The organism is Thermoleptolyngbya oregonensis NK1-22 (assembly GCF_032705245.1).
Taxonomy (GTDB): Bacteria; Cyanobacteriota; Cyanobacteriia; order Elainellales; family Elainellaceae; genus Thermoleptolyngbya; species Thermoleptolyngbya sichuanensis.
Map to the genome: position 1 here is coordinate 718,410 of NZ_CP053540.1, position 13,121 is coordinate 731,530.

The window sequence follows — 13,121 nt, forward strand, 5'->3', positions numbered from 1 at the left end:
TCTCCTGATTGTCCAACTCTGTTCTCACGCAAAGTACCCGAGCCTCGGCTGAATAAACTTCCATAGAACTTACGCAGTTGGATGACTTCTCACGAGCTATGCCCGCTAGAAATCGCCCAGAATCCAGAAACTTTATTGTAAGTGCGTAAGTCCTGTAGGGATTTGGGTCGAAGATCTAGTTTTGTAATTCAGGATACAGATTTACTTTCTCTTCATTGGTGGAATCTGTATTAATTGATTCACGCCCTGCGCTAAGTTTCCATAGGCTCTTGCTTATGGCTTCGAGCTTGCTGGCGTTTTTTTGCCACAGGCGCAATTGCTTGGAGCGGTAGCAATCATATAATCTGCCAAGCTGACCTGGCTCTTGAAACCTGGGCTGGTCTATTATCCTCCTCTTCGATTTGGGGATGCGGTGTCGGTTTTGAGCCGCGTCATTAGTCTATCTACGTTCAAGGAACGTCCACCAATGTCTAGATTAGTTCTCAAAAAGCGAAACAGACGGCAGCCGCTGATCGATCGGCGGGGCCTGACTGCGATCGCCAAAATGCTTTTAGAGCGCCCCCGGGCGACCATTAATTCTCTCTCTCCGACTTGGCAAGCCTGCATTCCCCTAGTGGCGCTGATCCTGCTGGTTGGCAGCACGGCTGCGGTTGCCCAGGATGCGCCCACGGTCGAGTCTCTGGCTGCAACCACGGACGAACTGCGGGTCGGGCTGGACACCCTCTGGGTGGTGCTGGCAGGGGTGCTCGTGTTCTTTATGAACGCAGGCTTCGGGATGTTAGAAACGGGCTTTTGCCGCCAAAAGAACGCTGTTAATATCCTTTCCAAAAACCTGATTGTGTTCGCTTTGTCTACGATTGCCTACTGGTTCATCGGCTGGGGTCTGATGTTCAGCGATGGTAATCCCTTCTTTGGCACGGCTGCGCCCTTCTTCCTCTCTGGCGCAGACAACAGCCCTGCAACGGGTGATGCCTACGAAGGCGTGTACAGCGCCATTAGCTGGGCAGGCGTTCCTCTGGCTGCCAAGTTTTTCTTCCAGCTGGTGTTCGCTGGAACCGCTGCAACGATCGTGTCTGGGGCGGTTGCTGAGCGCATCAAGTTCATTGACTTCATGCTCTTCAGCCTGCTGCTGGTGGGTCTTGCTTATCCCATCACGGGCCACATGGTCTGGGGCGGCGGTTTGCTGGGCGAAGGCGGCTTCTGGGATTTTGCCGGTTCGACGGTGGTTCACGCCGTGGGTGGCTGGGCTGCGCTGATGGGTGCTGCTATCCTCGGCCCCCGTCTTGGCAAATACAACGAAGACGGCACTCCCAATGCCCTGCCAGGTCACAACATGAGCATCGCCACGCTGGGCTGCTTGATCCTGTGGCTGGGCTGGTTTGGCTTCAACCCCGGTTCGACGATGGGGGTTGGCGACGGTTCGGCGATCGCCCACATCGCGCTGACCACGAACATCGCGGCTGCTTTTGGTGGCGTGGCGGCGACCTTCACGGCCTGGTCTCTGCTGGGCAAGCCCGACCTGTCTATGACAATCAACGGCATTCTGGCAGGTCTGGTGGCGATTACTGCCCCTTGCGCCTGGGTCACTGCGGGCGCAGCGGCCATCATCGGTCTGATCGGCGGCATCCTCGTGGTGCTGGCTGTCGGCTTCTTCGACCGCATCCGCATTGATGACCCAGTGGGCGCAACCTCGGTTCACCTAGTGAACGGTCTGTGGGGCACGCTGGCGGTGGGCCTGTTTGCTAAAGGGCCAGACGGTACGCTGTATGGCGATGGCGAAGGTCCACTGGCGGGTCTGTTCTATGGTGGCGGCTTGACCCAGTTCGGCATTCAGCTTGGCGGTACGCTGCTCTGCGGTTTGATCATCACCGTGCTGTCTACCATCTTCTGGTATGCGCTCAAGGCTCTGATGGGTATTCGAGTGTCTGCGGAAGAAGAACTGGTGGGTCTGGACATTGGCGAGCACGGCATGGAAGCCTACGCTGGCTTTGTGAAAGATGCGACGGGCGCTCCTTCGGGTGTCTACACCACCAGCAGCACCTCCACGGGCATTGCGGGTAATCCGAACTAATCGCTGACTTTCTGTTTTGGGTTTCCTCAGAACTAGAAGAGATTCAGTATCATAAGCGGTGAGTCTTGATGCTTGATCAGGCTCACCGCTTTTTACATCCGATTTCCAACCCTGAGCAAAAAGGACTGAGAGACAAGACCGATGCGCGATCGCTCTCTTCAGTTTGCAATCTACCTCGCACCCTACTGGGCCCGGCTGCAAGCTCGGTTGCGGCAACTGCGGACAAAGTGGCGATCGCAGCCGCCAATTGTGCGGGCTTCCCTGATAGCCAATGCCGTGATGTTGACCTTACTCACAGGAACCCTGCTGCGGCATCACCACACTCGCCTCGCGCCCAGCGCCCTGTCTCAGGCGTTGCCCCAGCCCCCACAAGCTGTGCCCCCACCCGCCACCCAGACCGGAATACGCCACCTGCTGAACTATCAGCAGTGGGTTGACCTGTTGCAGCAAGAGGCGATCGCCGCCGCCGAAAATCCACCAGAGCGGCTGGCCGTGCTGCTGGGCGATTCCATCAGTCTATGGTTTCCGCCCGACCTGCTGCCGCCAGAGCGCAACTGGATTAATCAGGGCATTTCGGGGGACACCACCGATCGGCTGCGGGCACGGCTCCATCTCCTCGATCCTGTGCGGCCCCAAACCATCGTGGTGATGATCGGCATCAACGATTTGATCTGGGGCGCAGACGATGCAGCCATCCTGGCTCACTATCGAGATATTGTGCGCTATCTACGCCGCACCCACCCTGGAACGCAAGTGTTGGTGCAGTCCATCCTGCCCCATGCCGCAGAGCAGGCAACTTGGGAAGGGCGCGATCGCCTCTTAGCCTTACCCAACAGCCGCATTCGGGCGCTCAATCAACAACTCGCGGCGATCGCCCAGTCTGAAGGAGCCTACTATCTCGATCTATATCCGCTCTTTGCCAACGCCCAGGGCAACCTTAAGATGTTCCTCAGCACGGACGGTTTGCATCTCAATTCGCAGGGTTACCTGGTGTGGCGGGCAGCGCTGCAACTGTACCTGCGGCAAACGCTGCCCACCGTATAGCGCAATCGATTACGCCGCAAGCGTCTGCTTCAAAAATGCCAGGACTTCCGCACTTGCGACAAGCTTTCTGGATTTTGGGTGGTTTCTCGTAGACAAAGCCCGCGAGAAACCGCCCTAGTGCGTAATTCCTAAATGCTTCAAAAATAAAGCATTGAAGACGGTGCGACTCGGCGCGTTTGTTGAACCGGGCGATTATCCCGCAAGATGGGCTGGAAGTAAGACATGAGCATCAGAATAATCAGCGTGATCCAAATCCAGGGGAAGTCGTTGTTGGGCGAGGGATCTTTGGGGGTCGAAAGGTCACGCTTAAAGTCACAAGAGAGGCACTGGTAGAGATTGGGGCCAGCCAGGACCACCGTCTTTTTGCCGCAGCTTGGGCACTCAACAATTTCAGCCATGAGGAGTCTCCTTAGGGTGGGGGCAGGAGCAGTCAATATTTAAGGAACCAAATTTAAGGAACCAAGTAGGGAGCCAGGGCTTTTAGCTACAGAAACCTACTGGCCGTCCAAACTTAGCTATGCAACTTGAGTCATACACCCTGAGTGATGCAGCCTGAGTGATGCAGCCTGAGTGATGTAGCCTGAGTGATGCAAATAAATATCAGCTTGGGATATCAAAATTACGTAAATCCCTTCTAAATTCTTTCTATGAAGTTTCTTGGCATCGATTTTGGCTGGACTTCTCAGCCCAGTGGCCTTTGTTGCTTGGTGTTTCAGGACAACGCTCTGTGGCTGAAGGATCTCACCCGTCTTGCCGATATTCCCGACTTGTTGGACTGGATCGATGCCTGCGTGTCGCCAGAAGAGCCTGCGGGGGTGGCAGTTGATGCGCCCACGCTAATCCCCAACGCCACCGGAATGCGCCTGCCCGATCGCCTGGCCCATAAGCACTTTGGACGCTATCACGCGGGCTGCTATCCGGCCAATCTGGGACTCCCGTTTGCCCAGCGCACCGTGCAGCTTGGCCTCAGCCTGGAGGCTCGCGGCTTTGCCCATGCCCCGACGATTCAGCCCCAGGCTCCCATCCGCTTTCAAATCGAGTCTTTCCCGCACCCGGCAATGGTGCATTTGTTTGGGCTGTCGCGCATTTTGAAATATAAAAAGGGCACTGTTGCTGAACGTCGTGCCGAACTCGCTAAACTGCGGCATTACGTCCTGACTGTGCTGCCTGTCCTGACCCCGGCGCTGCATTTTATGCCCGATCAAACCCTGCCCGATATTCCCGTACGCGGTGTGGACTTGAAGGCCGTAGAAGACATGCTCGACAGCATTGTGTGTGCCTACATTGCCGCCCACTGGTGGTATTGGGGCGAGGCGAGAAACTGGGTGTTGGGCGATCGCACTCAGGGCTACATCGTCGTTCCAGCGCCCGTTGCTGACCCGTCAAGCCATGCAGGAGCGGCCATGCCAGTGGGATAAGCTCAAGCCCCACATCCAATACCTGACGCAGGTTTAGCCAGTGGTTCTCTTCAGCGATCTCGTTGATCTCGTTGATCTCGTTGAGGACGCAAGCGCGTCCGGCTGCCCTGCGCCGGGGGGCAGGTTTCAGAGCTTGCAGGTTATAACGAAATCTCAAGAATCATTGCGGTGAGTGCGGGGACATGGGTGGAGGGCGATCGCCACAACATTTGCCAGGCAAGAGATTGGGCGATCGCCCTCTGGCTAAACCCCACATTTCCGTCCGTTACAGCCCGCACTCCGGGTTCCCCATCCTCTGCGACAATCGAATATCGTAAACGGAGCCAGTGCCCGCTCTACATCTGGGCTTGCTGCGCCTCCTTGTCCCCAACTCCAAACCCCTATGAAACTTGCCTACTGGATGTACGCTGGCCCAGCCCACATTGGCACATTGCGGGTAGCCAGTTCCTTCAAGAACGTCCACGCCATTATGCACGCGCCGTTGGGGGACGACTATTTCAACGTGATGCGATCGATGCTAGAACGGGAGCGAGACTTCACGCCTGTCACGGCGAGTATCGTGGATCGCAACGTTTTGGCACGCGGCTCGCAGGAAAAAGTAGTAGACAATATCACGCGCAAAGACAAAGAAGAACGCCCTGATCTGATCGTGCTGACACCCACCTGCACGTCCAGCATTTTGCAAGAAGATTTGCAGAACTTTGTCGAGCGGGCGCAGCTAGAGGCGAAAAGCGATGTGCTGCTGGCAGACGTGAATCATTACCGGGTGAATGAACTGCAAGCGGGCGATCGCACGCTGCATCAAATCGTGCAGTTTTACATTGAAAAGGCCCGCAAAAAAGATGATTTGCGGACGGATAAAACGACGGAGCCATCCGTCAATATCATCGGCATTTCCACGCTGGGATTTCACAATCAGCACGACTGTCGCGAACTGAAAAAACTAATGGGTGACCTGGGCATTCAGGTCAACGCAGTCATTCCTGAAGGCGCATCAGTGCATGAGCTAAAGAACCTGCCCCGCGCTTGGTTTAACCTGGTTCCCTATCGCGAACTGGGGCGGATGACTGCGGAGTATTTGCAAGCTGAATTTGGAATGCCCTTTGTAGACACTACGCCGATGGGTGTGGTGGAAACGGCCCGCTGTATTCGAGCAATTCAAACCATTTTGAACCAGCAGGGCGCAAACGTAGACTACGAATCGTTCATTCAAGACCAGACGCTGTATGTCTCTCAGGCGGCCTGGTTTTCGCGCTCGATTGACTGTCAAAACCTGACGGGTAAAAAGGCGGTCGTGTTTGGCGACAACACTCACGCAGCGGCGATTACCAAGATCCTGGCGCGGGAAATGGGCATTCGCGTGGTGCTGGCGGGAACCTATTGCAAATACGATGCTGAATGGTTTCGTGAACAGGTGCGCGGCTACTGCGATGAGATTTTGATCAGCGATGACAATGGCGAAATTGGAGATGCGATCGCCCGGTTGGAACCCGCTGCCATCTTTGGTACGCAAATGGAGCGCCACGTTGGCAAACGGCTGGATATCCCCTGCGGGGTAATCGCCGCGCCGATTCATATCCAGAATTTCCCCATCGGCTATAAACCATTTATGGGGTACGAAGGGACGAATCAGATTGCGGATTTGATCTACAACTCCTTCACGCTGGGCATGGAAGATCACCTGCTGGAAATCTTTGGCGGGCACGATACCAAAGAGGTCATTACGAGGGGCGTTTCGGCGGATTCTGATCTGGCGTGGAGCAAGGATGGTCTAGCAGAACTGAACCGCATTCCCGGCTTTGTGCGCGGCAAGGTGAAGCGCAACACCGAAAAATTTGCCCGCGATCGCGGTATTGAAACTATCACCGCCGAAGTCCTCTACGCGGCCAAAGAAGCCGTTGGCGCATAGAGCGAGATCGCTGAAATGCGGGTTTGCTAAGATTTGCAGGGACAGTGATGTGCTTCGTTATGCTGCTGCATTGCTCGAATTCACTTTGAGCGAGGAAGCTACACTTGGGAAGAAGTAGACTCGGATTTCTGGACAAATGACATTGCAGGAACTACAAAGGCAGGCGCTAGGATTACCAGCTAGCGATCGCTGGCAGTTAGTGCTTACTCTTTTGGAGTCTCTAAAGCAGGAAGTTCAGCCAAAGGTGAAGCGGGGAAACTTGGCTCGGCTCAGAGGAATTGCTAAAAGCTCGGTGGTAGCGCCGGAAGTCGCTCCTGAAAAGGATTACATAGCCTATTTGACCGAGAAATATCAGTGAAATATCAGTAATGCGAGTTTTGGTTGACACGAATGTGATTCTTGACTTCCTGCAAGAGCGAGAACCATTTGTGGACAATGCAGCAAGATTATTTGAGCGTATAGATGCTGGAGAACTTGAGGGATTTATTGCGACAACGACAATTACCAACATTTACTACATCGTCCGCAGAGCAGCAGGGAGAGTGGTGGCTCAAGATGCGATCGCCCAAGTTTTGTCAGATCTCAACATTTGCGCCGTTGATCAAGAAGTACTGGAACGCTCTCTTGCACTGAGTTTTGAAGATTTTGAGGACGCAGTGCAGTATGCCTGTGCAGTTGTGCATAACATAGATGTAATTGTGACTCGTGATGTCTCTGGATTTGTGAATGCAAAGATTCCCGTAGTCTTGCCCGAAGCGCTGGATACCGTCAGCGGTCATGAGTCAGGGGACTGAATGGTCAGTCGGCGCTGCGTAACTCGGCGCTGCATGTAATTCTGTATGACACAGATGGGGTAGTTGAGAGAGCGCGACTGGTACTGAGTTCAGGGTCACTTACCGCTGCTGCTTTGAGCCGTTATTTCGATAGTTTTCTTCTCAGTGAATTCCAGCAGTTTAGCGAACCGTTTAACGCATGGGCGATCGCCCTACCCGCCCCAGACAGCCATTCAGCCTGTTGCTTGGGCGTTTTGGGCTGGGCAAGTGCTGGCTGTGGGGGTGCTGCTCAGTGTCGGCATAGCTACGGCTGCCCTTGCCGGAACCCACCAGCCGCAGACCACCGCCGCCGCACGTCAGGCATTTCGCCAAGCACAGCAGGACAAAATTCGTCCAGAACACTACGACCTAGCGCGATATCCCCTGACGGAGGAGACGGTCGGCCACTGGCGCGGGCTGCTGTGGGCGACGGCAATCGTGGAACCGGCCGACGAATCGATCGATGCGGCCATCGCGCGGCTGCTGGAGTTTGCCGATTCGCCCGATGAGCAGGGGTTTTCGTCGGCGCAGCGGTCGGTGGTGGAAATGGCGCTTCAGGTGGGGACGCAGCGCTTGCTCAGCGAAACCTCGTCTCCGCAAATTGCAGCACAGCTTCAGCAAGTCCTAGAGCGCAGCGAGAACCCCCGCTGGGTGGCGATCGCCCTCTCGGCTCTGGCGCAGGCTACAGACCATCCGGCAGATCGTCGGCAGTGGGGCGATCGCGTCCGGCAGCGCTTCCCCACCTGGCAGCAGGAGCCGCTTTTGGAAACGACCCTGCGCGACGTGGCAGCACTGGATGCGCCGCCGGCCCTGCCGCCGCTGCAAGATTTGCTGGACTGGCAAATTGCGCCCAACCAGATGCACGCCTATGTCTTGTGTCCGCGCGATCGCACGGCCCTGTGTCAACTGACGGTCAAAGACCGGACAGGGGCGTTTGTGCAACGGGCAGACGGGACGCGATGGTCAGTGCCGCTGCTGCGGCGATCGCTCCACGGGCTACGCTGGAACCTAACACGGGGCGACACACCCCAGGGCATTTATCGGATTGAAGGCGTGCGATCGCCCAGCGCCGACACCTTCCGCGCCTACGGGCAGTTTCCCCGCGTGAATCTGTACGTGCCCCATGAGACCGGCGTGCGGGAGTTTTTGCCAGGACAGCCGGGAACCGTGGGGGCGATCGCCCAATATCGCGCCCTGCTGCCCCCGTCTTGGCGCAATTATTTCCCGATTTACCAAAGCTATTGGGCCGGGCGCATCGGTCGGGGACTCTTTCGCATCCACGGTTCCGGCGAAGACCCCGCCTTTTTTGCCAACAGCGCCCGCTTTCCCCACAGCTATGGCTGGAGTCCTGCGATTGGCTGCCTCTCTGCCTTGGAGCAATACGACGAATCCGGCAACCTGCAACAGGCCGATATGCCTGCTATTTTGCAAGCCCTGACCCAGGCGAGTGGCGCAGCGTCTCCCTCAGACTTGGTGGGCTATTTGGTGCTGGTAGAGAGAGAGTGAGTAGAGGGAGAGTGAGGGCGCGATGTTCTCCGAGCCTAGCCCCCCGTCATGCATGAACCTCTCCATCCGGCATGATTGCCCCGCTGAGGTATGCCCCCGTCATCTTCACCATGATCCGATCCTTCACGCCCATGCGGGCCCCGCGCAGGTTTGCCCCGCGCAGGTCTGCCCCGCTGAGGTCTGCGCCAATCAGGTTGGCATCTTGCAGGTTGGCGTGACTGAGATCGGCTTCTAGCAAATTGGCGCGAAACAGGTTAGCCCGCTCTAGGTTGGCATGGTTCAGGTTAACGCGGTGCAAAAAGGCATCGCTGAGGTTGGCATCGCTGAGGTTGGCGTTGCTTAGGTTGCGTCCGCTCAGGTCTTTTTCGCGCAGGTCGCGCCCGCTCAGGTCACTGCCGCTGAGGTCGGGGTCTTGGCGACGGGGGGGACGGGGCGGCGGTTCCGGCGGCGGGCTGGTGTGGCTGCTGTGGGAATTGCCTGGATGCGTGTGGCTGGTGTGGCTATTGCCGGAGGCATGGGCGCTGTTGCCATTCCCGCTGGGCGGCCGCGTGGAGTGGTGGCCTGATGGGCCAGCCGTTCCCTTGGCTGTGGAGTGAGAATAGGTGGATTCGGAATAACTGGAGCCAGACGACCCAGCACCGGGATAGCTGGAGTATGCGCTGCCGGGATAGCCTGCGCCGCGATAGGAAGAACTGGGGTCGGATGCGCCTTTATAAGTGGAGCCTTGGGCGTATCCGGGGCGGGCGGGCGGGCGATAGCGGGCGCGGGAATAGGACGGGCGAGATGGCTCTGGGCGAGTGCTGCTGGTGGATTGAGCCGATGGGCTGGCGGCAGCGCCCGATCCAGCGTCGGATTTTAAAAAGGTGCGGAGGCGATCGCGCGCCTGGTTAATTTCCTTAATCTTTTCCTGCGCCTTCTGATGCAGTCGCTCGTTATCAGTCGGAATTCGATCGGGATGCCACACAAACACCAAGTCCTTGTAAGCCTGGTTCACCTCTTCGAGGGACGCACCAGGCTCCAAATCCAGGACTCGGTAGTAGTGTTCGAGGTCTTTCATCTAGAACACCATATCATTTCCCCAGGGGCGCGAGGATGGCGGAAATCCTCTCTGCATCATAGATTGATCGCCGGTTGATCGCCGATTGATCGCCGATGGCGGCGGCTGAATGGGGAGTGGTCTGCGCTGCGCCCAAAATCGCCGCCCCGATTGCCAGGAGTTGGGTTGAGCCGTTTATTGGGATCAGTTGATCGGGGGCGATCGCCCGTCGTCCCTATCCCGCGCCTCTACAGCAACTCTAAGCAAGACCCCGCAAAAACTCATCCGAGCTACGGGAAATCTAAATAATTGACGTGTCCAAAGCTTCATCTGTCTTGCAAACCGGGCCGCTAAACTGTGGGGTGATGAATGCAAAGGGTAAAAACAATGATGGATGCCACTGCACTCTGGCAACGCTATCAAGACTGGCTTTACTTTCATGAAGGGCTGGGTCTGTATCTCGATATTAGCCGGATGCGCTTTGCCGATGACTTTGTGGAGCGCATGAAACCCAAGTTTGAGAAAGCGTTTAAGGACGTGGCGGCGCTGGAAGCAGGGGCGATCGCCAACCCCGACGAAAACCGCATGGTCGGCCACTACTGGCTGCGAAACCCCGACCTCTCGCCCAGTCCAGAGATCAAAGCCGAAATCGTGGATACCCTGGCCAGCATCAAAGCATTTGTTGCCAAGATTCATGCAGGCGAAATTCGCCCGCCCCAGGCCACGAAATTTACCGACCTGTTATCAATCGGCATCGGTGGATCTGCCCTCGGCCCGCAGTTTGTCGCCGAAGCGCTCGGCCCAGAACCCGCGCCGCTCAAAATTCACTTCATTGACAACACCGACCCCGCAGGCATGGATCGCGTGCTAAATCGGCTCAAAGACCGGCTGAATAGCACGCTGGTTCTAGTCACCAGCAAATCCGGCGGCACGCCCGAAACCCGCAACGGCATGTTGGAAGTCAAGCAGTTTTACGAAAAGCACGGGCTAAACTTTGGGCAACATGCCGTCGCTGTCACCATGCCCGGTAGCAAGATGGATGGCATTGCCAAGTCTGAGGGCTGGCTGGCCACTTTTCCCATGCAAGACTGGGTGGGCGGTCGCACCTCCGAACTCTCCAGCGTGGGCTTGCTGCCTGCGGCGCTGCAAGGTATTGATATCCAGGCCATGCTGGACGGCGCAAAGGAAATGGACGAAGCCACCCGCGTCCCCGATCTTCGCAACAATCCCGCCGCCCTCCTAGCGCTGTGCTGGTATTACGCGGGCAACGGCAGGGGCGAAAAAGACATGGTGATGCTGCCCTACAAAGACAGCCTGCTGCTGTTTTCGCGCTATTTGCAGCAGCTGGTGATGGAGTCGCTAGGCAAAGAAACCGATCTCGACGGCAATAAGGTCTATCAGGGCATTGCGGTCTACGGCAACAAGGGATCTACTGACCAACACGCCTACGTGCAGCAGCTTCGGGAGGGCGTGCCCAATTTCTTTGTCACGTTTATTGAGGTGCTGGGCGATCGCCAGGGCGACTCGATCGAGGTGGAACCCGGAGCCACCAGCGGCGATTTTCTGTCGGGGCTGCTGCAAGGCACTCGTCAGGCGCTCTACGAAAACCAGCGCGACTCGATCACAGTGACGGTTCCCCAAGTCACGCCGCGTATCGTCGGCGCACTGATCGCGCTATACGAGCGGGCCGTTAGCCTCTATGCCTCGCTGGTGAATATCAACGCCTACCACCAGCCCGGTGTAGAAGCAGGCAAAAAGGCAGCGGCCTCGGTGCTAGAGTTGCAGCGGCAGATCGTCGCTACCCTCAAGGCCACCGGGCAACCCCTCTCGCTGGCAGAACTGGCGGACAAGATCGGCGCATCTGACCAGGTAGAGACGGTTTATCTCATCGTCCGCCATCTCAGCGCCAATGGTCGCGGCATTACGCTGGCTGGAGATCTGGGTAAGCCCAGCAGTCTGACGGTTTCTGGCCGCTAGTCGGGTTTGCGGCCTGAGTCTCCGGCGCGATCGGTGCGACAGGTCAACCCGTTTGGCAGGGGTGGGGAGTTTGGCGCTCTGCCCCTGCCTCTGCATGATCACGCCTTGTAAAAAAGAAGAGACTTTCTTATCACGAAACGTGCCAGTTTTGCCATTTCAGTAACAATCTTTTTATAGTGGACGTATAGGCTAAAACTGTACGCTCACAGATGAGGTGCTGATATGGGTCTGAAAGGTCGCGTTGAAATTCGCCCGTTGACCTCGATCAAGGGCGGCATGGCTGAGTTTTATACCCCCCAGTCCAGCAATGAAACGATGCTGGTCAGTATTCCGGCGGGCATGATTGATGATTTATTCGTCCACCACTTCCAGACCGACCAGCTTCTGGTAGTGCGCGGCAGTTTTGTGCTGGTGGTGCTACAAAACCGCGAGTATCAATATATTCCCCTGAGCGATCGCCACCCCACAGTGGTCACAATTCCCCCCGGCATTCCCCACGCTGCAATCCATCTGGGTTCCGAGCCGTGCTTTTTGGTGAACGCGGTGCTGCGGCATGGCGATGCCCACCCCAAAGACTATCGTCCGATGAAACCGCCGATGCCGTTTGATTTTGTGAAGGCTCGCGCCGCGCTAGCGGAGTTGGAATATCCCATTGGGATCGCAAGCTAGGGATTCAGGCTGCTGCAAGGGGGTAGGAGGTTGGCTGAGCAAGAAATGCACGCGGCTTCCTGCCCCCTTTTTCGCTATGCCGTTGCGGCCGTTTCCTGCTTTTGCGCTGATCCCTGGGTGCCCAGTTGAATCAGCTCCACCTTATAGCCGTCGGGATCTTCCACAAAGGCGATTACCGTCGAACCGTGCTTCATGGGGCCAGGCTCTCGCGTCACCTTGCCGCCGAGTTCTCGAATGCGATCGCACGTCTCGTAAATATCTTCCACGCCCAGCGCAATGTGGCCATAGCCATTGCCCAGGTCATACTTGTCCGTGCCCCAGTTGTAGGTCAACTCCAGCACGGTGTGATCTGCCTCGTCGCCGTAGCCCACAAACGCCAGCGTAAACTCGCCACCGGGATAATCTTTCTGGCGCAGCAGCTTCATTCCCAGCACATTGCAATAAAACGCCAGCGACTTTTCCAGGTTGCCCACGCGCAGCATCGTATGCAGCATTCTCATAGCGTTCGCCTCTCGTGTCTCCGTTGCTGTGTTCCCTCCTATTCTAGGGCAGGGTTTTGGCGTGACGCGGCGTTGGGAGAACGGGGTCTAGCGCTGATTCTCTGATTCTCTGATTCTCTGATTTGTCCCACTCGTCCCACTCGTCTCACTTGCCCCACTCGTCCTACTCGTCCCACCTT

General features: G+C 56.8%; 12 protein-coding genes. 8 read left to right on the forward strand and 4 right to left on the reverse strand.

Annotated features, from left to right (window positions below; translation table 11 throughout):
• Nucleotides 1–466: 466 nt before the first annotated feature.
• Entirely contained in the window at nucleotides 467–2,071 is a 1,605-nt protein-coding gene (locus tag HNI00_RS03095) for an ammonium transporter (RefSeq protein WP_316790601.1), read from the forward strand.
• Nucleotides 2,072–2,212: 141 nt separating this feature from the next.
• Nucleotides 2,213–3,115 carry an SGNH/GDSL hydrolase family protein gene (locus tag HNI00_RS03100; protein ID WP_316790603.1) on the forward strand — a complete coding sequence of 301 codons (903 nt, stop codon included), beginning with the start codon at nucleotides 2,213–2,215 and terminating at the stop codon, nucleotides 3,113–3,115.
• A gap of 137 nt (nucleotides 3,116–3,252) precedes the next feature.
• Here HNI00_RS03100 and HNI00_RS03105 read toward each other — a convergent pair whose 3' ends face one another.
• Nucleotides 3,253–3,513, reverse strand: a complete 261-nt coding sequence (locus HNI00_RS03105) for a hypothetical protein (RefSeq protein WP_068508703.1) — start codon at nucleotides 3,511–3,513, stop codon at nucleotides 3,253–3,255.
• A 249-nt stretch (nucleotides 3,514–3,762) separates the two neighbouring features.
• Between HNI00_RS03105 and HNI00_RS03110 the strand changes: the two genes are divergently transcribed.
• Entirely contained in the window at nucleotides 3,763–4,533 is a 771-nt protein-coding gene (locus tag HNI00_RS03110) for a DUF429 domain-containing protein (RefSeq protein WP_316790605.1), read from the forward strand.
• Nucleotides 4,534–4,673: 140 nt separating this feature from the next.
• Here the strand turns inward: HNI00_RS03110 and HNI00_RS03115 are convergent, their stop codons facing one another.
• A complete protein-coding gene (locus tag HNI00_RS03115) occupies nucleotides 4,674–4,811 on the reverse strand; it encodes a hypothetical protein (RefSeq protein ID WP_316790606.1) in 138 nt (45 codons plus the stop codon).
• 104 nt (nucleotides 4,812–4,915) lie between these two features.
• On the opposite strand from HNI00_RS03115, the gene bchB reads away from it, so the two are divergent.
• From bchB to HNI00_RS03130, 3 genes are all read left to right on the forward strand, one after another.
• On the forward strand, nucleotides 4,916–6,442 hold the full coding sequence (bchB, locus tag HNI00_RS03120; RefSeq protein ID WP_316790607.1) for a ferredoxin:protochlorophyllide reductase (ATP-dependent) subunit B: 1,527 nt from the start codon (nucleotides 4,916–4,918) through the stop codon (nucleotides 6,440–6,442).
• 368 nt (nucleotides 6,443–6,810) lie between these two features.
• Entirely contained in the window at nucleotides 6,811–7,236 is a 426-nt protein-coding gene (locus tag HNI00_RS03125; RefSeq protein ID WP_316790608.1) for a type II toxin-antitoxin system VapC family toxin, read from the forward strand.
• 144 nt (nucleotides 7,237–7,380) lie between these two features.
• Nucleotides 7,381–8,760 carry a hypothetical protein gene (locus HNI00_RS03130; protein ID WP_316790609.1) on the forward strand — a complete coding sequence of 460 codons (1,380 nt, stop codon included), beginning with the start codon at nucleotides 7,381–7,383 and terminating at the stop codon, nucleotides 8,758–8,760.
• Between the two features lie 46 nt (nucleotides 8,761–8,806).
• Here HNI00_RS03130 and HNI00_RS03135 read toward each other — a convergent pair whose 3' ends face one another.
• Entirely contained in the window at nucleotides 8,807–9,817 is a 1,011-nt protein-coding gene (locus HNI00_RS03135) for a pentapeptide repeat-containing protein (protein WP_316790610.1), read from the reverse strand.
• Between the two features lie 369 nt (nucleotides 9,818–10,186).
• On the opposite strand from HNI00_RS03135, the gene HNI00_RS03140 reads away from it, so the two are divergent.
• Both HNI00_RS03140 and HNI00_RS03145 read left to right on the forward strand, forming a co-directional pair.
• The gene (locus HNI00_RS03140; RefSeq protein WP_420156289.1) at nucleotides 10,187–11,773 is read left to right on the forward strand and encodes a glucose-6-phosphate isomerase; all 1,587 of its coding nucleotides are present in this window, start codon (nucleotides 10,187–10,189) and stop codon (nucleotides 11,771–11,773) included.
• Nucleotides 11,774–11,995: 222 nt separating this feature from the next.
• Complete coding sequence (locus HNI00_RS03145) at nucleotides 11,996–12,442, forward strand: cupin domain-containing protein (RefSeq protein WP_172353287.1); 447 nt, start codon at nucleotides 11,996–11,998, stop codon at nucleotides 12,440–12,442.
• Nucleotides 12,443–12,516: 74 nt separating this feature from the next.
• Here HNI00_RS03145 and gloA read toward each other — a convergent pair whose 3' ends face one another.
• Nucleotides 12,517–12,942 (reverse strand): lactoylglutathione lyase, encoded by a 426-nt coding sequence (gene gloA / locus HNI00_RS03150; protein WP_297079227.1) that lies wholly within the window; start codon nucleotides 12,940–12,942, stop codon nucleotides 12,517–12,519.
• Nucleotides 12,943–13,121 lie beyond the last annotated feature (179 nt).